The following is a 25,941-nucleotide window of genomic DNA, read 5'->3' on the forward strand; positions in this document are numbered from 1 at the left end:
TAAACGTCAACGCTACCGGGCGAAACCCACACTCAAATCAACGCAACACCATCAGCAGCACCAGCACCACCACGGCACCAATGCTCATCGATGCGACATACCAACGCAAATAGCCGTTCTCACTTAACAGCAGGCCTTTACCTGCAAAGCGGGAAAGGACCGCCGGGATGTTCATCATCGAATTCATTGGGTCGCGTTTCAGCAGCCATGCAATGCCGAGGAACGGTTTGACAAAGACTTTGTCGTACAGCCAGTCAAAGCCCCAGGCGTTGTACCACCAGGTGCCCAGCAGGCGGCCCGGCGCGCTGTTGGCAATGGCGGTAACCAGCGTACGCTTGCCCAACCACAGCCATGCGGCAATCAGGATGCCCGCAATCGCAACGACGCCCGATGTGATTTCCAGCGTCAGCACGCGACCGTGCTCAAGCTCGGTAGTCGCCGGCAGTACACCATGCAGCGGTGGCACAATCATTGCGCCGATAAAGGTCGACAGCACCATCAGCACAATCAGCGGCAGGTGATGGGTAATGCCCTTCCCTGCATGCGCGTGGATCTGCTCTTTACCGTGGAAGACGATGAAGATCATGCGGAAGGTATACAGGGAGGTCATAAACGCCCCGACCAGACCTGCAACCATCAGGTTGATATGACCGTTTGCCATCGCACCGGCAAGGATTTCATCCTTACTGAAGAAGCCTGCGGTAATCAGCGGCAGTGCAGACAGCGCGGCACCACCGACCAAGAAGCAGGCATACACCAGCGGAATCGACTTACGCAGGCCACCCATCTTGAAGATGTTCTGTTCGTGGTGGCAGGCAAGGATCACAGAACCGGACGCAAGGAACAGCAGCGCTTTGAAGAACGCATGGGTCATCAGGTGGAAAATCGCCGCATCCCACGCCTGCACGCCCAACGCCAAGAACATGTAACCAATCTGGCTCATGGTGGAGTAAGCGAGAACGCGTTTGATGTCGGTCTGTACCAGCGCGGCGAAACCGGCCAGCACTAGGGTAATCGCCCCGATAATTCCGACCAGATGCAGCACTTCCGGCGTCAGCAAGAACAGGCCGTGGGTACGGGCAATCAGGTAGACACCCGCAGTAACCATGGTCGCCGCGTGAATCAGCGCAGAGACCGGCGTCGGGCCCGCCATCGCGTCAGCAAGCCAAGTCTGCAACGGCAGCTGCGCCGATTTACCGACCGCGCCGCCCAGCAGCATCAGGGTTGCCCACATCAGCATGTCATTACCCGCCGCAAAGTGCGCCGGCGCCAGTTCCACCATTTCGCGGAAGTTCAGCGTGCCCAGTTCGTTGTAGAGAATGAACAGTGCGAATGCCAAGAAGACGTCACCGACACGGGTCACAACGAAGGCTTTCATCGCCGCAGCGCCATTCTTCGGATCGGTATAGTAGAAACCGATCAGCAGATAGGAGCACAGGCCCACGCCTTCCCAGCCGAGGTACATCAGCAGCAGGTTGTCTGCCAGCACCAACACCACCATGCTCGCAATGAACAGGTTGGTGTAGGCGAAGAAGCGGGAGTAGCCCTCTTCACCGCGCATGTACCAAGAGGCGAACATGTGGATCAGGAAGCCGACGCCAGTCACTACTGACAACATCGTCAGCGACAGGCCGTCCAGCACCAGGTTAAAGCCGATGTTGAAGTCACCGACCGACATCCAGGTCCACAGCGGCAGGCTGAACGCCTGCTTACCGTTAGCGAAGAAATCCATACCCGCATAGGCGGTGACCAGCGCTGACAGACCAATCGAACCCATGCCGACGGCAGCGGAAAGGTTTTCCGACCAGCGTCCACGGGAGAAGGCCAGCAGAACAAAGCCAAGGAACGGGAAAATAATAGTTAGGGCAAGCATGTTCATCCGCGCAACTCACTTACTGAATCGATGTTCAGGTTCTGGCGGCGACGATGGAGCTGCAGCAGCAGCGCCAGGCCAATACTCGCTTCCGCAGCCGCAAGAGTAATGGCGAGGATATACATAACCTGACCATCGGTCTGGCCCCAGTAGCTGCCAGCGACCACAAAGGCCAGCGCGGCAGCGTTAATCATGATTTCCAGCCCAATCAGCATAAACAGCAGGTTGCGACGGATAACCAGACCGGTCAGCCCCAGCACGAAGAGAATCGCCGCGAGGATCAGTCCATGTTGTAAAGGGATCATGCGCGTTCCTCCGTTTTTCTTTTCGCGCTATCGCCGACGCGGTTGCTCAGCACTTCACCGACGCGATCTTCGCGCCCCAGGTGGAAGGCGACAACCAGACCGGCCAGCAGCAGCATCGATGCCAGCTCAACCGCCAGTACGTAAGGCCCAAACAGCGCGATACCGACTTCTTTGGCGCTGATAGCGTTGCCGTCAATACCCTGATCGTTAATGCCGAGGATGGCATACACCATCACCGCCAGCAGCACGGCGGAAAGAATCGCCGGGCCAATCCAGATTTGCGGTTTCAGCCACTGACGTTCCTGGGCGATTTCAGCGCCGCCTAGGTTCAGCATCATCACCACAAAGACGAACAGCACCATGATGGCACCCGCGTAAACGATGATCTCCAGCGCACCGGCGAAGTAAGCGCCCAGCGAGAAGAACACCCCGGCGATAGCCAGCAGCGAGATGATCAGATACAGCAGAGCATGTACCGGGTTAGTGTGCGTAACCACTCGCAGCGTCGCGAGGACGGCAACAAGGCCACAGATATAAAAAGCGAATTCCATTGCCCCTCTCCTTACGGTAACAGGCTCTTGACGTCGATAGGCTTCGCTTCGTTCTCAGCTTCACCCTTATCTTTGCCGTCGATTGCCATACCCGCCATCCGGTAGAAGTTATATTCCGGGTATTTACCCGGACCGGAAATCAGCAGATCCTCTTTTTCGTACACCAGATCCTGACGCTTGTATTCACCCAGTTCGAAGTCCGGGGTCAACTGAATCGCCGTGGTTGGGCACGCTTCTTCACACAGACCGCAGAAGATGCAGCGTGAGAAGTTAATACGGAAAAACTCCGGATACCAGCGGCCATCTTTGGTCTCTGCTTTTTGCAAAGAGATGCAGCCAACCGGGCAGGCTACTGCGCACAGGTTACAGGCCACGCAGCGCTCTTCACCGTCCGGATCGCGGGTTAACACGATACGGCCACGATAACGCGGCGGCAGATAAACCGGCTCTTCCGGGTACATTTGCGTTTCGCGTTTAGCGAACGCATGCAGGCCAATCATCCAGATACTACGTATCTGGGTGCCGGCACCGACAATAATATCTTTTAAGGTCATGGTCTCATCGCCCCTTATGGCTGCTGCCAGAGAATGACAGCCGCCGTTACCAACAAGTTAATCAGCGTCAGCGGCAGGCACACTTTCCAGCCGAAGGACATTACCTGGTCATAACGCGGACGCGGTAATGAGGCGCGAATCAAAATGAACATCATCATGAAGAACGCGGTTTTAATCGCGAACCAGATGAATGGTGGTAAGAACGGGCCCTGCCAGCCGCCGAAGAACAGCGTCACGATAAGCGCGGACACGGTAACGATACCGATGTATTCACCGACGAAGAACAGACCGAACTTCATCCCCGAGTATTCGATGTGATAACCATCGGCCAGTTCCTGCTCGGCTTCCGGTTGGTCAAACGGGTGACGGTGACAAACTGCCACGCCCGCGATCGCAAAGGTCACAAAGCCAAAGAACTGCGGGATAACGTTCCACAGATGTTCTTGGTTATTGACGATGTCGGTCATATTGAATGAACCGGCCTGCGCCACCACCCCCATCAGGGAAAGACCTAAGAACACTTCGTAGCTCAGCGTCTGTGCGGAAGCACGCATCGCCCCTAGCAAAGAGTATTTGTTGTTGCTCGACCAGCCGGCGAACAGCACCGCGTACACCGCCAGACCCGCCATCATCAGGAAGAATAAAATCCCGATGTTAAGGTCGGCGACCACCCAGCTTGGGCTGACCGGCACAATGGCGAAGGCCAGCAGCAGCGAGGTGAAGGCAATAACCGGCGCCAGCGTAAAGATCATGCGGTCCGAGAATTTCGGTACCCAGTCCTCTTTAAAGAACATTTTGATCATGTCGGCAACGAGCTGGAGTGAACCACCCCAACCCACGCGGTTTGGCCCGTAACGGTTCTGGAACAACCCCAGGAGGCGACGTTCGCCGAAGCTCATGAACGCCCCGCAGGTGACAACCACCAGCAGGATGACCACCGCTTTGACGATGCTAATGAGGATCTCAATCAGATCCGGCGTTAACCAACTCATTGCTGTGCCTCCTGCAGATTTTCAAGACGCGCACCTGCCAGCACCGGAGCAATACCCGGCATGCCCATTGGCAAACCAACCTGCCCTGCTACCAGCCCGCTGGAAATGACCAGCGGCAGCGTGACGGTCTGACCTTCATAGCTAAACGCCATGGTCGCGCCCGCGTTTACGCCAAGCGCCGCGGCGTCTGCCGGGTTAAGCTTGAGGTAAGGCTGCGGCATACGCGTCTGGAAGACCGGCGCGCGCTGTGACATTTCGTCACTACCAAACAGATGGTAGTACGGCGCCACGCGCCATTTTCCGGCTTCCGCCTGGAAACTGGCCGGTACGCTGTTGAAATAGTCCAACCCGCTTTCTGTCGCTTCAATCAGACGCACGCCCGGATCGCCGTGACGCAGTTTGCCGCCCACTTCAGCCTGGAACTTGTTCCACGCCTGCGGGGAGTTCCAGCCTGGAGCCCATGCAAATGGGATCTGCGAACGCGGTGCGTCCGGCTGGTTGTTCCCTTCCATTGAGAAGGCGAACATGGTGTCTTTATCCTGCGGCTGACGCGGTTCGTGCACGCTGATGTTGGCGCGCATCGCCGTACGACCAGAATAACGGTGCGGTTCACGCGCCAGTTTCTGACCACGAATGCGGAAGCTTGCGTCCGGCGCGGCATCTTTAATGCCTGCCAACTGCGGCAGCGCGGCAACAGCGGCGTCAATCACGTGATCCAACTGCGTCCAGTCAATCTGACGATTTTCCAGGGTGCTGTGCAGGGAGTGCAGCCAGCGCCAGCTTTCCAGCATGATGGTTTTGCTGTCGTAGTAGCTTGGGTCATACACTTGGAAGAAGCGCTGTGCGCGGCCTTCGTTGTTGATGACCGTGCCGTCGCTTTCGGCAAAGCTCGCCGCCGACAGCACCAGATGCGCATGGTCCATAATCGCCGTACGCTGATGGTCAATCACCATTACCAGCGGCGCTTTGTCCAGGGCTGCGTTAACGCGGCTCGCTGAAGCGTGACGATGCAGGTCGTTTTCCAGCACGATAACCGCGTCGGCCGCGCCGCTTTCCAGCTCGTCCAGTGCGTCATCGAGTGAGCCACCGCCAATCATACCAAGGCCAACGCTGTTGACCGCGCGCGCAATCATTGTCACGCCAACGTCAGAACCACGCGCTTTCAACGCCTTCGCCACGTTAGCAGCCGCCTGAATGACTTCAGCGCTACCGGCGTTGGTGCCGAAAACAATCAGCGGTTTTTTCGCGCCAGACAGCGCTTGGACGATAACGTCGATTTTGCCCTGCAGATCGCGGTCGATGCCGTCAACCGCCGGCGCGTTGTTATCCAGCGCATGCGCAATGGCAAAGCCTAAACGCGCCTGGTCTTCTACCGGTGCGCGGTAGGTCCACGCGGCGATATCGTCCAGACGGGTGTCGTCAACGTTGGTCACGAACAGCGGGTGTTTGGCACGCTGGCCGATGTTGAGGATCGCCGCAATCTGCCAGTCGGCCACTTTCTGTGCCGCCGCCATCTCGCGCGCTTTACCTTTCACCGCCTGACGCACAGCCAGTGCCACGCGGGCGCCGGTTTGGGTAATGTCTTCGCCCAGCACCAATACCGCATCATAAGATTCAATCTCACGCAGCGCTGGCGTATGAATGCCGCCTTCGCGCAGTACTTTCAGCGCCAGCTGCAAACGTTCCTGCTCACCTTTGGCGATGCCGGTATAGAAGTTATCCGCACCCACCAGTTCACGCAGCGCGAAGTTGCTTTCAACGCTGGCGCGCGGGGAGCCGATACCAATCACTTTCTTCGACTGGCGCAGAATATCCGCCGCGCCCTGCATCGCTTGTTCAGCGTTTAGGGTAATGAGGTCATCGCCACGGCGCTGAACCGGCTGACGCGGACGGTCTTTCAGGTTCACATAGCCATAGCCGAAACGACCACGGTCGCAGAGGAAATAGTGGTTAACGGTACCGTTGTAACGGTTTTCGATACGACGCAGTTCGCCGTAGCGCTCACCCGGGCTAGTGTTACAGCCAATGGAGCACTGCTGGCAGATGCTTGGCGCAAACTGCATGTCCCATTTACGGTTGTAACGCTCGGAGTGCGTTTTATCGGTGAAGACGCCGGTCGGGCAAATTTCGACCAAGTTACCGGAGAATTCGCTCTCCAGCGTACCGTCTTCCGGACGACCGAAGTAGACGTTGTCATGCGCGCCGTATACACCAAGATCGGTGCCGTCAGCATAGTCTTTGTAATAACGCACACAGCGGTAGCAGGCGATGCAGCGGTTCATTTCGTGAGAGATGAACGGCCCCAGATCCTGGTTACGGTGGGTACGCTTAGTAAAGCGATAGCGACGGAAGCTGTGACCGGTCATCACGGTCATATCCTGAAGGTGGCAGTTGCCGCCCTCTTCACAGACCGGACAATCGTGCGGGTGGTTGGTCATCAACCACTCCACCACGCTTTCACGGAACTGCTTCGCTTCTGCGTCGTCGATTGAAATAAAAGTACCATCGGTTGCCGGGGTCATGCAGGACATGACCAAGCGACCACGCGTGTCTTCCGCGTTTTGATATTGCTTCACCGCACACTGGCGGCAAGCACCGACGCTGCCTAGCGCCGGGTGCCAGCAAAAATACGGAATATCAAGGCCCATAGAGAGACATGCCTGTAACAGGTTATCCGCTCCGTTGACCTCGTATTCTTTGCCGTCTACATGAATCGTAGCCATTAGCATGCTTCCAAATTAAAAAACGTTAAATCACCAGCGCGTTTTAAGCAGGTTTGGCTGAATCCCATGAATCGCATGGGTATTGCTGAACTGCTGCTTAATGCCTGCCTCGAATTCGTCGCGGAAATATTTAATGGCGCTCTGCAGCGGTTCTACCGCACCAGGCGCATGCGCGCAGAAGGTTTTGCCCGGACCTAAGAATCGACACAGTTGCTCAAGTGTCTCGATATCGCCAGGTTGGCCTTCTCCCCGCTCAATAGCGCGCAGAATTTTCACGCTCCACGGCAGGCCGTCACGACATGGCGTACACCAGCCGCAGGACTCACGGGCGAAGAACTCTTCAAGGTTACGCACGAGGCCCACCATACCGATCTCATGATCGACGGCCATCGCCAGCGCCGTACCCAGACGGCTTCCCGCTTTACCGATGCTTTCAAATTCCATCGGCAGGTCAAGGTGTGCTTCGGTGAGGAAGTCAGTCCCCGCGCCGCCAGGCTGCCAGGCTTTGAACTTCAGGCCATCGCGCATGCCGCCCGCGTAGTCTTCGAGGATTTCACGCGCTGTAGTGCCAAACGGCAGCTCCCATAAGCCCGGATTTTTTACCCGGCCAGAGAAGCCCATCAGCTTGGTGCCCGCGTCTTTGCTGGTAGAGATGTTCTGATACCATTCGACGCCGTTGGCCAGAATCGCCGGCACATTACACAGGGTTTCAACGTTGTTGACGCAGGTCGGCTTGCCCCATACGCCCGAGCTTGCCGGGAACGGCGGCTTGGAACGCGGGTTGGCGCGACGACCTTCGAGGGAGTTAATCAGCGCGGTTTCTTCACCGCAGATATAACGCCCGGCCCCGGTGTGCACGAACAGTTCGAAGTCGAACCCGGTGCCCATGATGTTTTTGCCAAGCAGCCCGGCTTCAGTCGCTTCTGCAATAGCGCGACGCAGATGTACCGCCGCTTCAATGTATTCACCGCGCAGGAAGATGTAACCGCGATAGGCTTTCAGCGCAAACGCGGAAATCAGCATGCCTTCCACCAGCAGGTGCGGCAGCTGTTCCATCAGCAGGCGGTCTTTATAGGTGCCCGGCTCCATTTCATCGGCGTTACACAGCAGGTAACGGATGTTCATGGATTCGTCTTTCGGCATCAGGCTCCACTTCAAGCCAGTGGAAAAGCCCGCGCCGCCGCGCCCTTTCAGACCAGCGTCTTTGACCTGGTTGACGATTTCGTCAGGAGCCAGGCCGGTCAGTGCTTTACGTGCACCTTCGTAGCCGTTTTTGCTGCGATATTCATCCAGCCATACCGGCTGTTTGTCATCGCGTAGACGCCAAGTCAGCGGATGCGTTTCGGGAGTACGGATAACGGTTTTCATTATTTATACCGCTCCAGTAGGTCAGGAATGCCTTCCGGCGTCAGATGCGCGTGAGTATCCTCATCGATCATCATGCTCGGCCCTTTATCGCAGTTCCCCAGACAGCAGGTCGGCAGCAGTGTAAAGCGACCGTCGAAGGTCGTCTGCCCCGGTTTGATGTCCAGTTTTTTCTCCAGCGCCGCCTGAATGCCCTGATAGCCGTTGATGTGACACACTACGCTGTCGCAGTAGCGGATCACATGACGACCAACGGGCTGACGGAAGATCTGGCTATAGAACGTCGCCACGCCTTCGACATCGCTCGCTGGAATATCCAGCAGCCCGGCGATCGCATGGATCGCGCCGTCTGGCACCCAGCCGCGCTGCTTTTGAACGATCTTCAGCGCTTCGATGGACGCCGCACGCGGGTCTTCGTAGTGGTGCTTCTCGTGCTCAATGGCTTCACGCTCTACCGCACTCAGCTCAAAGGCCTCGGATTGTGGTTGTTGATTCTCGTGCATAATTAGCGGTCCACGTCTGACATAACAAAATCGATACTGCCCAGATGGACGATAAGGTCGGACACCAGGCTGCCACGTACCGCCACCGGGATCTGCTGCAGGTGCGCATAGCTCGGGGTACGAATACGGGTACGGTAACTCATGGTGCTGCCATCGCTGGTCAGGTAGTAACTGTTGATACCCTTGGTCGCTTCCACCATCTGGAAGGATTCTTGCGCCGGCATGACCGGGCCCCACGACACTTGCAGGAAGTGGGTGATCAGGGTTTCGATATGCTGCAGCGTGCGCTCTTTCGGCGGCGGCGTGGTCAGCGGGTGATCCGCTTTGAACGGGCCTTCCGGCATGTTTTTGAGGCACTGCTCAAGAATACGCAGGCTCTGGCGCAGCTCTTCGACTTTCAGCATCACGCGGGTATAGCAGTCGGACACGCCGCCGCCAACCGGGACTTCAAAGTCAAAGTTTTCGTAGCCAGAGTAAGGACGGGCTTTACGCACGTCAAAGTCGATGCCGGTGGCACGCAGCGCGGCGCCGGTACAGCCCCAGTCCAGCGCTTCTTTCTTACCGTACGCGGCAACGCCCTGCGAACGGCCTTTCAGGATGGTGTTGCGCAGTGCGGCTTTCTCGTAAGAGTCCAGACGCTTCGGCATCCAGTCGAGGAAATCACGCAGCAGTTTGTCCCAGCCGCGCGGCAGATCGTGGGCAACACCGCCGATACGGAACCAGGCCGGGTGCATACGGAAACCGGTGATCGCTTCTACGACATCATAGATTTTCTGACGGTCGGTAAAGGCGAAGAATACCGGGGTCATCGCACCGACGTCCTGAATAAACGTCGAGATGTACAACAGGTGGCTGTTGATGCGGAACAGCTCAGAGAGCATTACGCGGATCACATTCACGCGGTCCGGCGTGGTGATCCCCGCCAGTTTTTCCACTGCCAGCACGTACGGCATTTCGTTGACGCAGCCGCCGAGGTACTCGATACGGTCGGTATACGGAATGTAGCTGTGCCAAGATTGACGCTCGCCCATTTTCTCAGCGCCACGGTGGTGGTAGCCGATGTCCGGTACGCAGTCGACAATCTCTTCGCCGTCCAACTGCAGGATAATACGGAACGCACCGTGTGAAGACGGGTGGTTAGGACCGAGGTTGAGGAACATGAAGTCCTCGTTTTCGGTACCACGCTTCATGCCCCAGTCTTCTGGCTTGAAGGTCAGCGCTTCCATTTCCAGATCCTGCTTGGCTTTGGTCAGCTCAAACGGGTCGAATTCGGTGGCGCGCGCTGGGTAGTCTTTACGCAGCGGGTGACCTTCCCACGTCGGCGGCATCAACAGACGCGTCAGATGCGGGTGGCCGTTAAAGGTAATGCCAAACATTTCCCACGTTTCACGCTCATACCAGTTGGCATTCGGGAAAATTTTGGTGATGGTTGGAACATTCAGATCGTTTTCAGACAACGCCACCTTGAGCATGATGTCGCGATTGCGGTCTATTGAGATCAGGTGGTAGAAAACGGAAAAATCCGCGGCCGGTAAACCGTCGCGGTGGGTACGTAAACGTTCGTCCATGCCGTGCAGGTCGAACATCATGACGTAAGGTTTCGGCAGCTTTTTCAGGAAATCGACAATTTCGAGCAGCTGTTCGCGCTTAACCCAAACGACAGGAACCCCGGTGCGGGTAGCTTGGACGGAAAATGCATCCGGCCCAAAACGGTTGCGCAGTTCGCCGATGACCGGATCATCCAGGTGATCGCGGGTTTGCCATGCGGCGGTTTCTTGCGCGGTTAAATCGGTCATATTGTTCACCATTGCAAAAGTTCGTGGTGACTGCCGGGCGTGGCTTCGCGCTGTTGTATGTTGATATGCGAAGTAAACAATCTGCCACTGCCCGCAGGCGCAAATTAAATCTCGTCCGGAGAACGGAGATTCGTCACAGCAATACGTTCGCCGCGTTTACGCTCGCGTTCCGACTGCATATTGGCGCGATAAACGCCCTGATCGCCAACCACCCACGAGAGAGGACGGCGCTCTTTACCAATCGATTCTTGCAGTAGCATCAGCGCCTGCATGTAGGCTTCCGGACGCGGTGGGCAGCCAGGAATATAAACATCGACCGGGATAAACTTATCGACACCCTGAACTACCGAGTAGATGTCGTACATGCCGCCGGAGTTTGCACAGGCGCCCATGGAGATTACCCACTTGGGTTCCAGCATCTGGTCATACAGGCGCTGAATAACTGGGGCCATTTTGGTAAAGCAGGTACCGGCAACTACCATCAGGTCAGCCTGACGTGGAGATGCACGCAGTACTTCTGCACCAAAACGCGCAACGTCATGCACAGCCGTGAATGACGTCACCATTTCAACGTAGCAGCAAGAAAGGCCGAAGTTGTAAGGCCAGATTGAGTTCTTACGACCCCAGTTAACCATGTCATGCAGCGCGTGTTCGAGTTTCCCCATGTACACGCTTTTATTCACTTCCTGCTCGAGGGGATCGGTCACAATCTCCTGTTTCTGCAGGGGATAACGGTCGTTCTCACCGTTAGGATCTATGCGGGTGAGCGTATAATCCATCTTATTGCCTCGCTTTTACTGCGTATTACGGTTAGTGACACTGTCGGTTTCTGGGTTTACCAGCGTGCGACGAGAACGCGAAGGCGTCCAATCCAGCGCGCCAATACGTACGAGGTAAACCAGACCAGCCAGCAGCACAAATATGAAAATGGCAGCCTCAATAAAGCCAACCCAGCCGCTTTCGCGAATGGAGGTTGACCAGGCGTACAGGTAGAGCGCTTCCACGTCGAAGATGACGAAGAACATTGCGACCAGATAAAACTTAGCCGACAGGCGCAGACGAGCGGAACCAACCGAGTCGATACCTGACTCAAACGGAGTGTTTTTGCTTCTGGCGCGCGCACGACCGCCAAGGTACCAGCCGCCGATTAACATCAAGCAGCAAAGGCCAATGGCAATGATCAGAAATATAGCGAATGCCCAGTGATGGGCGATGATTTCAGTGGATGTTGACATACACAAAGCTTTACCAAATAGGTAGCATTACCACCTCTGCTCTTACCGGCAGATGGACGCTACATGGTTCATGGGGAGGATTAAAAAACCTACAAACAGCCCAATTCGAAACATAGACCGCAAAATGTTGAGGTTTTTTACTCCTTTCGATAACCTTTTGTCAACTTTAACAAAAGTTTCCTCACATTAATTTACATCTGCGACACTTCATTAACATTACGTGCCCTTTGACTCAATTCGCTTCAGTAGACCTTACGGATTACCTGATGGTGAATCGTGTCCGTTTTGCAGCTATGACAGGTATTACCCATCTATTTTGACAGGAATTTCTAATGATTCCTCCCCCCATTGAGGAGTATTTTCTTGATCTAAGACACGCTTTTGTTAATTCGACCAGTAAAACGGCAACAATCCATCCGTTTTTTTAACATTAGCAGGAGATATGAGATTACGTTTGATGATAGCGCACCAGAATCATGTGTTAATTCTAATTGCATGATTGTTATCACATTTTATAACTTATTATTTTAATCCGGCCGAAAAAGCACAAAAAAAGAACCGCAAACTGTTTTTTCTTCGTCTACGATTCTTTTTTGCACTTACATTTTGTTACTACATTTTAGCCACAACGTTAATTAATATCCCTCTCGTGAACAAGGGGATTATCTCCCTCTTCAGGGGTATAAGTTCCCGACTGTGGCCACGGTGCTAAGCGCTGAACCTGGGACTGAAAAATCATCTGCGCCAGTTCGTCTTCGCTTTGCGGGTTGTAGGTCAGTACGTATTCCGTCTCCGGAAGTTCCGGCATTCCCTCACCTCTTCCCAGCACTCGCAAATCAGGACTCATCATTTCAACTGGGCGAGCCGTTACGCCAAGCCCGGCTTTTACTGCGGCACGAACGGCGGAAAGCGTAGAAGCAACATAGGCCAGACGCCACGGCATGCCGACGGCATCAAGCGTTTTAATAATCGTATCGCGAAACGGGCTTGGATCGTCCAACAGCACCAGCGGCACCGGCTCTTCAGGGCGCAGCGTAAACTCAGCGGCACAGTACCAAAGCGTAGGTGAGGCACGAAGAACTGTCGACTCAAAGCCTTCCAGCGGATGCGTAGTTAATGCGAGGTCGACTTCGCCATTTTTTAGCATATCCGCCATCACGCTGTGGCGTTTTACCCGCACATCAAGCGCCAACTTTGGATAAGCCGAGCTAATACGATTCAATAAGAAAGGCAGAATAGTGTCCGCAGATTCATCTGACGATCCTAGCGTCAGCTGCCCTTGCAAGGAGCTAAACATCAGGGATGTACAAGCTTCATCGTTGAAACGCAGAATTTTCCGCGCATAGCCCAGCAGTTGGATGCCATGTTCAGTCAGCAATTTATTGCGCCCATGACGAGCGAAAAGTTCTTTACCGACAAGCTGCTCCAAGCGCTGCATTTGCTGGCTAACGGCAGATTGGGTACGACAAACCGCTGAGGCCGCTGCAGCAAACGTGCTTAAATCAGCTACCGCTACAAAGGTTCTCAGCAAGTCGAGATCGAGATTTAGTATCGGACGATTGGCATTTATCATATAAATCCACTCACAGGTTCGGAGGCCGACCTGCCTTATTGATGCTGCACTCTAAAAATTCAAGCTAATCCTTTAAATATCTTTCACCTATACCTGATGAATGACTGCCTGATGAGTGTCAGTATTAAAATTGTCTGCTACCACAATGAGCAACAGTTCCTTTTACAATATATCCTTTAGCCCTAAGGCTATTTATCTGGCTCCTGCTAGGTGATTTCCTACGCAAAGAGTCGTAGATAGCAATGCTGTTTTAATGCACCAGGGGGAAGGCTGTGTTTTTAACAAAAGCCAATAAATCCAATGAATAACAATGCGTTACCTGATAATGATTGATAGCCATTGCCGAAAAAAGCTAATGGAGGTGGTACGCGCTATAACATATTAACCGAAAACCATAATTTTTATAAGCCTAAACTAAGTTCTATCTAAAACAAAAAAAGGTTTAGAATCAAAACAATTTAAGAATTCTAACAATTCCCCGTCATTACTTTTCAAAATATAAAGAAACACTAATCTTTTTTCCAAAGTTACCATTAACATCAAATTCACAAAAATGGGTATCATCCCTAATCCTTATTAACGACAATTAATTAATAATTAAAATTGTTAAAGTGGTCTTAAAGTATATAAGCAACAATCAACACCTAAGCTAAACCATTTCTTTTGTGTTGGATGAAAAATCTAAATAAGTTACAAATAACAGTTTATTAGACTATAAAACAATAAATTAACAATAGATCTATAAACAATACTCGCACAAGACCAGTAAAAAAGAATGTTCCGACAACATTAAATCCACAAAATCTTCTTCTGTTGACCCTTCAAAACCCCGGGGATGCGGAGTACATTATTCCGTGCTGACTTCCACGGCAGGGAGTGGCAATCACAGCTAAAAAGGTCAAAGATTCATGTCACCCATCGAAAAATCCAGCAAGTTAGACAACGTTTGTTACGACATTCGCGGCCCGGTTCTTAAAGAGGCCAAACGCCTTGAGGAAGAAGGCAATAAAGTTCTTAAACTCAATATCGGTAACCCTGCGCCTTTCGGGTTTGACGCGCCGGATGAGATTCTGGTTGATGTGATCCGTAACCTGCCAACCGCGCAGGGCTACTGCGACTCAAAAGGCCTGTACTCCGCACGCAAAGCTATCATGCAGCACTATCAGGCGCGCGGTATGCGCGACGTGACGGTAGAAGATATCTATATTGGTAACGGCGTTTCTGAACTCATCGTCCAAGCGATGCAGGCGCTGCTAAACAGCGGCGACGAAATGCTGGTTCCTGCGCCTGACTATCCGCTGTGGACGGCGGCAGTGTCGTTATCCAGCGGTAAAGCCGTGCACTATCTGTGCGACGAATCCGCCGATTGGTTCCCAGATCTTGATGATATCCGTGCCAAAATCACCCCGCGTACCCGCGGCATTGTGATTATCAACCCAAACAACCCAACGGGTGCGGTGTATTCCAAAGAGTTGCTGCAGGAAATCGTTGAGATTGCTCGCGAGCACAACCTAATAATCTTCGCCGATGAAATTTACGACAAGATCCTCTATGACGCTGCGCAGCACCATTCGATCGCCGCATTGGCTCCCGACCTGCTGACGGTCACCTTTAACGGTCTGTCTAAAACCTATCGCGTCGCCGGTTTCCGCCAGGGCTGGATGGTATTAAACGGGCCGAAGAAACACGCAAAAGGCTATATTGAAGGGCTGGAGATGCTAGCCTCAATGCGTCTTTGCGCTAACGTCCCGGCGCAGCATGCGATTCAGACAGCGCTCGGGGGTTACCAGAGTATCAGCGAGTTCATCGTCCCCGGCGGCCGTCTTTACGAGCAGCGTAATCGTGCGTGGGAATTGATTAACGAGATCCCAGGGGTTTCCTGTGTGAAACCGCAGGGTGCGCTGTATATGTTCCCGAAAATCGACGCCAAACGTTTCAATATTCATGATGACCAACGTATGGTGCTGGACTTCTTGCTACAGGAGAAAGTGCTGCTGGTTCAGGGCTCCGCCTTTAACTGGCCGTGGCCGGATCATGTGCGTATCGTGACCCTGCCGCGCGAAGATGACCTCGAAATGGCCATCAGCCGCTTCGGTCGTTTCTTGTCGGGTTATCACCAGCTTTAAGATTCCTCTCGCCGCCGGTGTTTGCATCCGGCGGCTATCTCTGCGCACAATGACTTTACTGAAGTTACTGAGTAAGGGTTGTTATGAGCCAGAGTCATTTTTTTGCCCACTTATCCCGTCTGAAGTTAATCAACCGCTGGCCGCTGATGCGCAATGTGCGCACCGAAAACGTCTCTGAGCACAGTTTGCAGGTTGCCATGGTTGCTCATGCCTTAGCCGCAATTAAAAATCGCAAATTTAATGGTCAGGTAAATGCAGAACGCATCGCACTGCTGGCGATGTATCACGACGCTTCGGAAGTACTAACCGGCGATCTACCGACCCCGGTGAAATATTTCAATTCGCAAATTGCTCAGGAATATAAAGCCATCGAGAAGATTGCCCAGCAGAAATTGATTGAGATGGTGCCAGAGGAACTGCACGACATTTTTGCGCCGCTCATTGATGAGCACCAGAGCAGCGATGAAGAGAAAGCCATCGTGAAACAAGCCGATGCGCTGTGCGCTTATCTAAAGTGTTTGGAAGAACTGTCAGCAGGCAATAATGAGTTCCTGCTGGCAAAGGGGCGGCTTGAGAAGACGCTGGCCTCACGGCGCAGCGAAGAGATGGACTATTTTATGGCAGTGTTCGTGCCAAGCTTCCATCTTTCGCTGGATGAAATAAGCCAAGATTCTCCGCTTTAGTATCGCCTTTGATGCCCGATGGCGCTTCGCTTATCGGGCCTACTCACTGCAAATGTAGGCCGGATAAGGCGTGACGCCGCCATCCGGCAATGCGCTCAATCAGAACGGGAATAAAACCGGAACCAACAGCACGCAGACAATCATCACCAGCACCGTAAACGGTACGCCTATTTTCAGGAAGTCGCTGAAGCTGTATTTCCCAGGCCCCAATACCAGCGTATTAACCGGTGAGGAGACCGGCGTCATAAAGGCCGCAGAAGCCGCCATCGCCACCACCATCGCAAACGGATACGGCGATACGCCCATCGATTTTGCTGCCGCCAGCGCAATCGGCGCCATCAACACCGCAGTCGCAGTATTGGAAATGAATAGCCCTATTGCCGCGCACATCACAAACAAACAGCCGAGCATCAGATAAGGCCCCTGCCCGCCGCCAATCTCCATAAGCGCTTTCACAATAAGATCCACGCCGCCGGTTTTTTGCAGTGCAAGCGCAAACGGCATCATCCCGACGATCAAGATAATGCTCGGCCAGTGAATTGACTGATAGGCGCTTTGGGCATCAATACAGCGGAATTTCCCCATCAGCAGACAGGCGATAATGGCGGCAATTGGGTTGGGTATTTCATCGGTCAACATCAGCGCAACCATCAGCACCAAGCAGAAAATCGCGTGGGGAGCCTGGCTGTGAGCCGGCGAGGCATCGCTCACTTCGATGGGCAGATTGAGCACCACAAAGTCGCGGCCTTTTTGCGCCAGTTGGCTAATCAACTTCCAGTTGCCGACCACCAGCAGGATATCACCCAACTGCAAAGGTTCATCGACTACCGACCCGTCCAGTGCCTGTCCATCGCGCTTCATGCCGACGATATTCAGCCCATAGAGAGTACGAAAACCAATTTCACGCACGCTTTTACCCAGCAGTTCAGATTCTGGGATCAGTGAGACTTCCGCCATCCCAACATCCAGCGCCTGATCGGAGAAATACTCGCCGCGCAGCACCATCGGATCGAGCATTTGCTCAGCGCAGAATTCGCGTAAATCGATATCGGCATCCGACATATCGATAAGCAGTACGTCGCGAGCGCGGAATTCCGACACCCCATTCACGTTAACAATCACCCGGCGAAAACGACGCCACCGCTCAACGCCGATAATATTCGCGCCGTAGCGCTCACGCAGCTTCAGGTCGTCCAAGCGCTGACCAATCATCGGAGAACCTGGGCGAATCGCTAAACGCCGCGCGCGGCCGGTCAGACGGTACTCTTTAATCAGCGAACGGAAGGTACTGCGTTTACGTCCATCTCGCGTCGTATTGCCCTCATCCCCTTTTAGCATGAAGCGCATAACCAGCATGTAGAAGATGCCGAGCACCAGCACGACCAAGCCAATAGGCGTCACGCTAAAGAAGCCAAATCCTTCCAGACCTTCACGGATAAGTTCACTGTTGATAACCAGATTTGGCGGCGTGGCGACCAGCGTCATCATGCCGCTAATCAGCCCTGCAAAGCTCAGTGGCATCATGAGACGTGAGGGGGAAATGTTCATGCGCATGGAAACGCTCAGCACCACCGGGATGAAGATTGCAACAACGCCGGTTGAGCTCATAAATGCCCCCAGCCCTGCCACGGTCAGCATCAGATAAACCAGCATTTTGGTTTCGCTGCTGCCTGCAACCTCCACCAGCCAGGAGCCCATTTTGGTCGCTACACCGGTGCGTACCAAGCCGTCGCCGATAATAAACAGCGCAGCAATTAGAATAACGTTAGGGTCGCTAAAGCCAGAGAAGGCTTCGCTCAAAGTCAGGGTGCCGCTCAGAACGAACGCCACAATAATGCCTAGCGCGATAGCATCCATGCGTACCTTGCCGGTGGCAAACAGCACCACGGCAATCGCTAACAAACTCAGCACCCAAATCAATTCACCGTTCACAGCACATCCTTGTCATCAAATAAGCGGTAAGGTTTTAATCTAAAAGGCAGCATTTATAGTGACAGAAAAAAGCCCCAACGGTGTGGGGCCAAATCATAAGATCATGCTTTCTGCGTGACGTTCACCAGACCATCAGGCCCTTTTTCAACGCTCAGCGCGGTGAGCGTGGTGAGGACAAAATCCACCTCTAGCAGCTCCGGCGTTTCTGGCGGCACATTGACAGCCGCGACAAGGCAACCGGCAGCCAGCCCCGACTGTACGCCTGCGGGCGCATCTTCGACCACCAGACATTCCTCTGGCTTCAGACCCAGAAGCTGGGCTCCCAGCAAATAAGCATCCGGCTGTGGTTTACCACGCTGCACCTGTTCAGCGGTGACAAACACCTCAGGCTTAGGTAACCCCGCTGCGCGATGACGGGCATGAGCTACCGGGATTGAACCAGAGGTGACAATTGCCCACGGAATAGCGTTAGCGTCCAAGTGCTCCAGCAACTCAACCGCGCCAGGCAATGCCTGAATACCATCAAGATCGGTCGCTTCGATATGCTCTAAGCGCAGAAACTCCGCCTGGATTTCGGACTCCGATTTGCCCGGCATAAAGTGCCTTAACGTGGTAATGGCCTGTTTACCGTGGATATACGCCAACACGGCATCGGGGTCGACGCCATAGCTTTCGGCCCAAAATTGCCATGAGCGTTCCACTACCGCCAATGAGTCCACTAAAGTACCGTCTAAGTCGAAAAGAAAGCCCTTACACTGCACGGAACCTCCCATCAGGCGTTAATAATCTGATTAATTTCGTTGCTGCTCAGATGATACTGGCGCGGACAGGCATGCCACACGTTGAGCATTCGCTGGTATTTATCCCACATCGGTGTTTGCGCGTTAAAGCCGTGAGTGCCCGCGTCGAAGTGGGTATAGCGGCCTTCAATGTTGACCATAAAGCGAACATAGCCGAGGAAACGTGCTTCGGTTGCCGCATCAAAGCCGAGGAAGGTGACGCGACGTTCATCGATGGCCGCGTCGTCTTTCAGATTGGTCCACGAGACATGCAGCGCGTGATACATCTCCATGATGTCGATGACAATACGACAGGTCTCTTCTTTGAGTTCACCAAATTCGCGGTCCAGTTCACGCATCTGTAAACCATAACCGCGCTCAATAATAGTCTGCAAGCGGCGGTAGCGCTCAGCGTTGTCGGGATCAAGCATAGTCATCATTTTGTACTGATTAGACAAAATCAGACGTTGAGCGTGGGTCATTTCCATTTTTCGACTCCTGTTGCGCTTGGCAGCATAAAAAAAGACACAAATATTGTGTCTTCTTTTATATGCGTTTTTCGCATGTAATTACAAATCATCGAGGAAAGTTTTATCCAGTTGTTTGAAGGCGCGCTTAAGCGTGTCAGCTAACGCTTGATAATCAGGCTTGCCTTCAACCGGTGCCAGCGCCTGCCCAGCCTCCTGCAATTTACCGCGCACCTCATAAAACCACTGCAGGGTTGACGGCGGCAGCGGCGTGACGGAGCGCTTACCCAACCACCATAATCCTTGCATCGGCAGACTCAACGCAAAAAGCGCCGTGGCAACGGCCGGGCCAAGCTGCCCGCCAAGGGCGATTTGCCAGCACAGCGTAAAGATAGCCAGCGGCGGCATAAAACGTATGGCGTAGCGGGTCATGCGGATCACGCGGTTCTCAACGAATACCGGTGCAAGGCGCTTTTCCGACGGCCACGTCTTTGAATAGTGCTGCCCGCGGCTAAACAAACTGAAGAAACTAACCGGGTGTTGCTCGGGTGTCGACATGGCTTACCTCAACTTCACATATAAAAATTAAAATATTTTTTAAAACAACAACTGAGCATGACATCGTTCAAAAAATTTTGGCATAGCCCTTGCAATCGGGTATCCTGTGCCAGCCTAAAGTAGCGATATCCTATACGCTCCGGCTTATCAAATTATCGCATATTCTGCCATTGGCTGAAAATTATGCGAAATGACTTAGAATCAATATGTATTTCTTAGATCATGCCCGAAAATTGTTCTGGGCATGATGTTAATCATAAATGTCGGTGTCATCCTGCGCTACGCTTAATGACTCATTGACGTTTTTTTAGCCACGTATCATAAATAGGTACTTCCATGTCGAGTAAGTTAGTACTGGTTCTGAACTGCGGTAGCTCCTCACTGAAATTTGCCGTCATCGATGCAGTAAACGGTGAAGAATACCTCTCTGGTTTAGCCGAATGTTTCCATCTTCCAGAAGCACGTATCAAGTGGAAAATGGATGGCGGTAAACAAGAAGCGGCTTTAGGTGCAGGCGCCGCTCACAGTGAAGCGCTGAACTTCATCGTTAATACTATTCTGGCACAAAAACCAGAACTGTCCGCACAGCTGACCGCTATCGGCCACCGTATCGTACACGGCGGCGAGAAGTACACCAGTTCCGTTGTGATCGACGAATCCGTTATCCAGGGCATCAAAGATTCTGCTTCTTTCGCTCCGCTGCACAACCCAGCTCACCTGATCGGTATTGCTGAAGCGCTGAAATCCTTCCCGCAGCTGAAAGATAAGAACGTTGCCGTATTTGATACCGCGTTCCACCAGACCATGCCAGAAGAATCCTATCTGTATGCTCTGCCGTACAGCCTGTACAAAGAACACGGCATCCGTCGCTACGGCGCACACGGCACCAGCCACTTCTACGTGACTCAGGAAGCAGCAAAAGTACTGAACAAACCGGTTGAAGAACTGAACATCATCACCTGCCACTTGGGCAACGGTGGTTCTGTTTCTGCTATCCGTAACGGTAAATGTGTAGATACCTCCATGGGTCTGACCCCACTGGAAGGTCTGGTGATGGGTACTCGCTCTGGCGATATCGATCCAGCCATCATTTTCCATCTGCATGACGCTCTGGGCATGAACATCGACCAGATCAACAAGATGCTGACCAAAGAGTCTGGCCTCCTGGGTCTGACCGAAGTCACCAGCGACTGTCGTTATGTAGAAGATAACTACCAAGCAAAAGCAGACGCTAAACGTGCAATGGACGTTTACTGCCACCGTCTGGCGAAATACATCGGTTCTTACACTGCACTGATGGATGGTCGTCTGGACGCGGTTATCTTCACCGGTGGTATCGGCGAAAACGCGGCAATGGTTCGCGAACTGTCCCTGGGCAAACTGGGCGTACTGGGCTTCGAAGTTGATCACGAACGTAACCTGGCTGCCCGTTTCGGCAAATCCGGTTTCATCAACAAAGAAGGCACCCGCCCTGCCATCGTTATCCCGACCAATGAAGAATTGGTCATCGCACAAGACGCCAATCGTCTGACTGCCTGATATCACACCGCCAGCTTAGCTGGCGGTGCTGTTTTGTATCCCGCCCGAAACTGGCGGTAACGAAAGAGGATATACCGTGTCCCGTACTATTATGCTGATCCCTACCGGAACCAGCGTCGGCCTGACCAGCGTCAGCCTTGGCGTTATCCGTGCTATGGAACGCAAAGGCGTTCGTCTGAGCGTCTTTAAACCTATCGCTCAGCCCCGCACCGGTGGCGATGCGCCAGACCAGACTACCACCATCGTTCGCGCAAGCTCTTCAACGACGACTGCCGCTGAACCGATGAAAATGTCCCACGTAGAAGCCCTGCTCTCCAGCAATCAGAAAGATGTGCTGATGGAAGAGATCATCGCTAACTACCACACCAACACCAAAGATGCCGAAGTGGTTCTGGTTGAAGGCCTGGTCCCAACCCGTAAGCATCAGTTCGCTCAGTCTCTGAACTACGAAATCGCGAAAACGCTGAATGCGGAAATCGTCTTCGTGATGTCTCAGGGTACCGATACTCCAGAGCAACTGAACGAGCGTATTGAACTGACTCGCAACAGCTTCGGCGGCACGAAAAACACCAACATTACCGGTGTTATCGTCAACAAGCTGAACGCACCAGTTGACGAACAAGGTCGCACTCGCCCGGATCTGTCTGAGATCTTCGACGACTCTTCCACCGCGAAAGTGATTAAAATCGATCCGGCCAAACTGCAAAGCACCAGCACTCTGCCGATTCTGGGCGCAGTGCCGTGGAGCTTCGATCTGATTGCTACCCGTGCAATCGATATGGCGCATCACCTGAACGCCACCGTACTGAACGAAGGCGACATCAATACCCGCCGCGTGAAGTCCGTGACCTTCTGTGCACGTAGCATCCCGCACATGCTGGAGCACTTCCGCGCAGGTTCCCTGCTGGTGACCTCCGCAGACCGTCCTGACGTTCTGGTTGCGGCATGCCTCGCAGCAATGAACGGCGTGGAAATCGGTGCCCTGCTGCTGACCGGCGGCTACGACATGGACCCACGTATCAGCAAACTGTGCGAACGCGCATTTGCTACCGGCCTGCCGGTATTCATGGTGAACACCAACACCTGGCAGACCTCCCTGAGCCTGCAGAGCTTCAACCTGGAAGTTCCGGTTGACGATCACGAGCGCATTGAGAAAGTTCAGGAATACGTTGCTAACTTCATCAACGCTGACTGGATTGAATCCCTGACCGCGACCTCCGAGCGCAGCCGTCGTCTGTCTCCACCTGCATTCCGCTACCAGCTGACTGAGCTGGCGCGTAAAGCCGGCAAACGCGTTGTTCTGCCAGAAGGCGACGAACCACGTACCGTTAAAGCGGCAGCTATCTGTGCTGAACGTGGTATCGCAACTTGCGTTCTGCTGGGCAACCCAGATGAAATCACCCGCGTTGCAGCGTCTCAGGGCGTTGAGCTGGGCGCTGGCGTAGAAATCGTCGATCCAGAAGTGGTTCGCGAAAGCTACGTGGCTCGTCTGGTCGAACTGCGTAAAAACAAAGGGATGACCGAAACCGTTGCCCGCGAACAGCTGGAAGACAACGTGGTTCTCGGTACCCTGATGCTGGAACAAGACGACGTTGACGGCCTGGTTTCCGGTGCGGTTCACACCACAGCGAACACCATTCGTCCACCGCTGCAGCTTATCAAAACTGCACCGGGCAGCTCTCTGGTTTCTTCCGTGTTCTTCATGCTGCTGCCTGAACAGGTTTATGTCTACGGCGACTGCGCGATCAACCCAGATCCAACAGCAGAACAGCTGGCAGAAATCGCTATCCAGTCCGCAGACTCCGCGATTGCCTTCGGTATCGAACCACGCGTTGCGATGCTCTCCTACTCCACCGGCACCTCTGGTGCAGGTAGCGATGTAGAGAAAGTTCGTGAAGCGACTCGTCTGGCACAGGAAAAACGTCCTGACCTGATGATCGACGGTCCTCTGCAGTACGACGCCGCCGTTATGGCTGACGTAGCAAAATCCAAAGCACCGAACTCTCCGGTTGCAGGTCGCGCTACCGTGTTCATCTTCCCAGACCTGAACACCGGTAACACCACCTACAAAGCGGTACAGCGTTCTGCCGACCTGATCTCCATCGGGCCAATGCTGCAGGGTATGCGTAAGCCGGTGAACGACCTGTCTCGTGGCGCGCTGGTAGACGATATCGTCTACACCATCGCTCTGACCGCGATCCAGTCTTCACAGCAGCAGTAATCGTCCCTTTGCCACCCGTTCGCGGGTGGTTATAAGGCGAAAAAAAAATCCGGAAGCGGGAAACCGTTCCGGATTTTTTTATGTCTGCGGTGCGGCCAATTTACTCGGCTTCTTCCTCAACATTCGCTTCATTGTTCGTGTTGCGGGTCATCCACAGCGCCAGCGCCTTAAGCGAGTCATCGGTGAAGTCATCGCAGCGAGCGGTGATCTCTTCCGGTGTCATCCAGCGAACTTCGCTGACTTCTTCTTCTTGCAGAGCAAATGGCCCGTGGGATACACAGCTAAACAGGCTTCCCCATACGCGGCAGTTCTTATCTTCAAAATAAAACTGACCGTGATCGGCAAACGGCACGCCAGCAATCCCTAACTCTTCTTCCGCCTCGCGGCGAGCGGAGTCCAGCAACTGCTCATCAGCCTGGACAACACCCCCAGCGGTGGCATCCAGCATCCCCGGCTGGTAGTCTTTCGTCTGCGTGCGACGCTGCACCAGAATTTTCCCCATGCCGTCATGGACGACGATGTAGGTTGCCCGGTGGCGCAGGCACTGCGCGCGCATTTGTTCACGGCTCGCCTGCGCGACGACCTCATTGTCTTCGTTGACAATATCGACCCATTCCGTGCTTGCCAAATGATTCTGCTCGACCATCAGAAAACCTTAAATTGAAAGCGCTCTTGCGGCGCGTTTTATAATAGATGGGTAACTTACGGATTAATAGCGACCTCTGCAATAACCCGCTGATCATTGAGTGCTAAAACTTGCAGATTGCTTCCGTCCAACAGCCCGTAGCTTGCAGCAAAACCACCTTTAGGAATGCTAACCGAACCGGGATTAAATAAGAATATCTCACCGCGCTTTTCTGCCACCGGCAGGTGCGTATGGCCAAAAATCAGCACATCGCCGGACGCCAGCGGTGGGAGATTGTCAGGTCCATAAAGGTGTCCGTGGGTCAGGAATAACCTCTGCCTTTCCGTTAACACCTGCTGCCAAGCGGCAGTGATGGGAAAGTGGAGAAGCATCTGGTCCACTTCGCTATCGCAGTTGCCGCGAACGGCAATAATTCGCTCTGCCACGCTGTTCAGACGCTCGGCGACCTGGGCGGGCGCATATCCTTCCGGGAGCGCGTTTCGCGGCCCATGATTAAGCACATCGCCCAGAATCACCAGCCATTTTGCGCCGCTGTTCGCAAACAACGTAAGAACGCGCTCCGCTGCGGGCAACGAGCCATGAATATCCGATGCAAACATCAGCTTCATTAATCAAATCCCTACAATAAAAGTCCCTGCTATCATAATGGATTACATCTTACTTTTCAGCCTACACGTTTGACTGATAACGCCGCATACCGCTGTACGGAGGCACGCTGCCACTGGAAAGCGGCATAGTCAGCCAGCATTTCCGGAACATCGTCACCGTTGAGCACTAGGCGATTAAGCATTAACGCGAGGTCACTATCGGCGATACACCATTCACCAAACAGATTCTGGTTACCGTGAGCAAGAAGCACGCTGGCGGTGTCAAACAGTTTAGCCGCGCTTTGACGCCCAGCTTCGCTCAAAGGTGCTTTTTTCACCCCGGCAAAAACGACTTCAGTGGAACGCTCTTCTCGGATTGGCATCAGGTCGCTGCGCAGCCAAGCTTGAACCTGGCGGGCGCGAGCGCGTTTTTTCAGATCATGAGGATACAAACGCTCCCATTCAGGAGGCGCAAAACGTTCGTCAAGATATTCGGTAATGGCAGAAGATTCGCTCAGTTCAAATCCATCGACATCGAGCAATGGCACCCGACGGGTGGCGTTATACCCTTTCCATCCCGGCTTTAGATGTTCACCGACACCAAGATTGACAGTTTTGAGAGTGAATGGCAGCCCCTTTTCCTTCAGGGCAATGTACACGGACATCACGTAAGGGGAGAAAAAATCAGAGTCTGACCAAAGCGTTATCACAGGCTGGCTCATAGCGCGTCCTCAATCACAAACAAAAGATGCACGAACGATAGGCGCTGAAAATGAATGCCCATCTAACATAATAGCCAAAATAACCTGTCTACCCAGCGATGTCACTTGCCCACAACATGAGGATTTTGCAATCAGCCCCCCTTTATTTTGGCGTCAGACACTGCTGCGATAAAGAGGCTTTCGTGTATGATGCAGAAACAACAAAAAGTAA

At 53.5% G+C, this 25,941-nt stretch carries 23 protein-coding genes; 4 read left to right on the plus strand and 19 right to left on the minus strand.

The window, feature by feature from the left end:
* Positions 1–37: 37 nt before the first annotated feature.
* The 12 genes from nuoL to lrhA form a co-directional block, all read right to left on the minus strand.
* Entirely contained in the window at positions 38–1,879 is a 1,842-nt protein-coding gene (gene nuoL / locus AB4K05_RS10720; RefSeq protein WP_368479966.1) for an NADH-quinone oxidoreductase subunit L, read from the minus strand.
* Positions 1,876–2,178 carry an NADH-quinone oxidoreductase subunit NuoK gene (gene nuoK, locus AB4K05_RS10725; protein ID WP_035892477.1) on the minus strand — a complete coding sequence of 101 codons (303 nt, stop codon included), beginning with the start codon at positions 2,176–2,178 and terminating at the stop codon, positions 1,876–1,878. Before nuoK ends, nuoL begins: the two co-directional genes overlap by 4 nt.
* The gene (gene nuoJ / locus AB4K05_RS10730) at positions 2,175–2,729 is read right to left on the minus strand and encodes an NADH-quinone oxidoreductase subunit J (RefSeq protein WP_368479967.1); all 555 of its coding nucleotides are present in this window, start codon (positions 2,727–2,729) and stop codon (positions 2,175–2,177) included. Before nuoJ ends, nuoK begins: the two co-directional genes overlap by 4 nt.
* A gap of 11 nt (positions 2,730–2,740) precedes the next feature.
* Positions 2,741–3,283 (minus strand): NADH-quinone oxidoreductase subunit NuoI, encoded by a 543-nt coding sequence (gene nuoI, locus AB4K05_RS10735; protein WP_368479968.1) that lies wholly within the window; start codon positions 3,281–3,283, stop codon positions 2,741–2,743.
* Positions 3,284–3,297: 14 nt separating this feature from the next.
* Positions 3,298–4,275, minus strand: a complete 978-nt coding sequence (nuoH, locus tag AB4K05_RS10740) for an NADH-quinone oxidoreductase subunit NuoH (protein WP_368479969.1) — start codon at positions 4,273–4,275, stop codon at positions 3,298–3,300.
* Positions 4,272–6,998 carry an NADH-quinone oxidoreductase subunit NuoG gene (gene nuoG / locus AB4K05_RS10745; RefSeq protein ID WP_368479970.1) on the minus strand — a complete coding sequence of 909 codons (2,727 nt, stop codon included), beginning with the start codon at positions 6,996–6,998 and terminating at the stop codon, positions 4,272–4,274. The genes nuoH and nuoG overlap by 4 nt, the downstream gene beginning before the upstream one ends.
* Before the next feature lie 30 nt (positions 6,999–7,028).
* Positions 7,029–8,366: an NADH-quinone oxidoreductase subunit NuoF gene (gene nuoF, locus AB4K05_RS10750; RefSeq protein ID WP_349594078.1), complete on the minus strand. Its 1,338-nt coding sequence runs from the start codon at positions 8,364–8,366 to the stop codon at positions 7,029–7,031.
* Complete coding sequence (nuoE, locus tag AB4K05_RS10755) at positions 8,366–8,866, minus strand: NADH-quinone oxidoreductase subunit NuoE (RefSeq protein ID WP_349594075.1); 501 nt, start codon at positions 8,864–8,866, stop codon at positions 8,366–8,368. The genes nuoF and nuoE overlap by 1 nt, the downstream gene beginning before the upstream one ends.
* A 2-nt stretch (positions 8,867–8,868) precedes the next feature.
* Positions 8,869–10,674 carry an NADH-quinone oxidoreductase subunit C/D gene (nuoC, locus tag AB4K05_RS10760; RefSeq protein WP_368479971.1) on the minus strand — a complete coding sequence of 602 codons (1,806 nt, stop codon included), beginning with the start codon at positions 10,672–10,674 and terminating at the stop codon, positions 8,869–8,871.
* A gap of 92 nt (positions 10,675–10,766) precedes the next feature.
* Complete coding sequence (gene nuoB, locus AB4K05_RS10765) at positions 10,767–11,441, minus strand: NADH-quinone oxidoreductase subunit NuoB (protein WP_052284914.1); 675 nt, start codon at positions 11,439–11,441, stop codon at positions 10,767–10,769.
* 15 nt (positions 11,442–11,456) lie between these two features.
* Complete coding sequence (gene nuoA / locus AB4K05_RS10770; protein WP_368479972.1) at positions 11,457–11,903, minus strand: NADH-quinone oxidoreductase subunit NuoA; 447 nt, start codon at positions 11,901–11,903, stop codon at positions 11,457–11,459.
* Between the two features lie 625 nt (positions 11,904–12,528).
* A complete protein-coding gene (lrhA, locus tag AB4K05_RS10775; protein ID WP_368479973.1) occupies positions 12,529–13,470 on the minus strand; it encodes a transcriptional regulator LrhA in 942 nt (313 codons plus the stop codon).
* Positions 13,471–14,378: 908 nt separating this feature from the next.
* Between lrhA and alaA the strand changes: the two genes are divergently transcribed.
* Positions 14,379–15,596: an alanine transaminase AlaA gene (gene alaA, locus AB4K05_RS10780; RefSeq protein ID WP_368479974.1), complete on the plus strand. Its 1,218-nt coding sequence runs from the start codon at positions 14,379–14,381 to the stop codon at positions 15,594–15,596.
* 83 nt (positions 15,597–15,679) lie between these two features.
* Positions 15,680–16,279 carry a 5'-deoxynucleotidase gene (gene yfbR, locus AB4K05_RS10785; RefSeq protein WP_052284910.1) on the plus strand — a complete coding sequence of 200 codons (600 nt, stop codon included), beginning with the start codon at positions 15,680–15,682 and terminating at the stop codon, positions 16,277–16,279.
* Between the two features lie 99 nt (positions 16,280–16,378).
* Here yfbR and AB4K05_RS10790 read toward each other — a convergent pair whose 3' ends face one another.
* The 4 genes from AB4K05_RS10790 to yfbV form a co-directional block, all read right to left on the minus strand.
* Positions 16,379–18,211 carry an SLC13 family permease gene (locus AB4K05_RS10790; protein WP_368479975.1) on the minus strand — a complete coding sequence of 611 codons (1,833 nt, stop codon included), beginning with the start codon at positions 18,209–18,211 and terminating at the stop codon, positions 16,379–16,381.
* Between the two features lie 101 nt (positions 18,212–18,312).
* The gene (locus AB4K05_RS10795; RefSeq protein WP_368479976.1) at positions 18,313–18,972 is read right to left on the minus strand and encodes a sugar phosphatase; all 660 of its coding nucleotides are present in this window, start codon (positions 18,970–18,972) and stop codon (positions 18,313–18,315) included.
* 11 nt (positions 18,973–18,983) lie between these two features.
* On the minus strand, positions 18,984–19,478 hold the full coding sequence (locus tag AB4K05_RS10800) for a YfbU family protein (RefSeq protein ID WP_368479977.1): 495 nt from the start codon (positions 19,476–19,478) through the stop codon (positions 18,984–18,986).
* Positions 19,479–19,559: 81 nt separating this feature from the next.
* Positions 19,560–20,015, minus strand: a complete 456-nt coding sequence (gene yfbV, locus AB4K05_RS10805; protein WP_368479978.1) for a terminus macrodomain insulation protein YfbV — start codon at positions 20,013–20,015, stop codon at positions 19,560–19,562.
* A 336-nt stretch (positions 20,016–20,351) separates the two neighbouring features.
* Here yfbV and ackA point away from each other — a divergent pair, with 336 nt between their 5' ends.
* Both ackA and pta read left to right on the plus strand, forming a co-directional pair.
* Positions 20,352–21,554, plus strand: a complete 1,203-nt coding sequence (gene ackA, locus AB4K05_RS10810; RefSeq protein WP_368479979.1) for an acetate kinase — start codon at positions 20,352–20,354, stop codon at positions 21,552–21,554.
* Between the two features lie 76 nt (positions 21,555–21,630).
* Entirely contained in the window at positions 21,631–23,775 is a 2,145-nt protein-coding gene (pta, locus tag AB4K05_RS10815) for a phosphate acetyltransferase (RefSeq protein WP_368479980.1), read from the plus strand.
* Positions 23,776–23,875: 100 nt separating this feature from the next.
* Here pta and yfcD read toward each other — a convergent pair whose 3' ends face one another.
* The 3 genes from yfcD to yfcF are packed head-to-tail and all read right to left on the minus strand — an operon-like array spanning position 23,876 to position 25,730.
* Entirely contained in the window at positions 23,876–24,421 is a 546-nt protein-coding gene (yfcD, locus tag AB4K05_RS10820) for an NUDIX hydrolase YfcD (protein WP_368479981.1), read from the minus strand.
* Positions 24,422–24,477: 56 nt separating this feature from the next.
* Positions 24,478–25,029 (minus strand): phosphodiesterase, encoded by a 552-nt coding sequence (gene yfcE, locus AB4K05_RS10825; RefSeq protein WP_368479982.1) that lies wholly within the window; start codon positions 25,027–25,029, stop codon positions 24,478–24,480.
* Positions 25,030–25,085: 56 nt separating this feature from the next.
* Positions 25,086–25,730: a glutathione transferase gene (gene yfcF / locus AB4K05_RS10830; protein ID WP_368479983.1), complete on the minus strand. Its 645-nt coding sequence runs from the start codon at positions 25,728–25,730 to the stop codon at positions 25,086–25,088.
* Positions 25,731–25,941: the final 211 nt, after the last annotated feature.

This window comes from Kluyvera sp. STS39-E, assembly GCF_040932435.1.
GTDB lineage: Bacteria > Pseudomonadota > Gammaproteobacteria > Enterobacterales > Enterobacteriaceae > Kluyvera.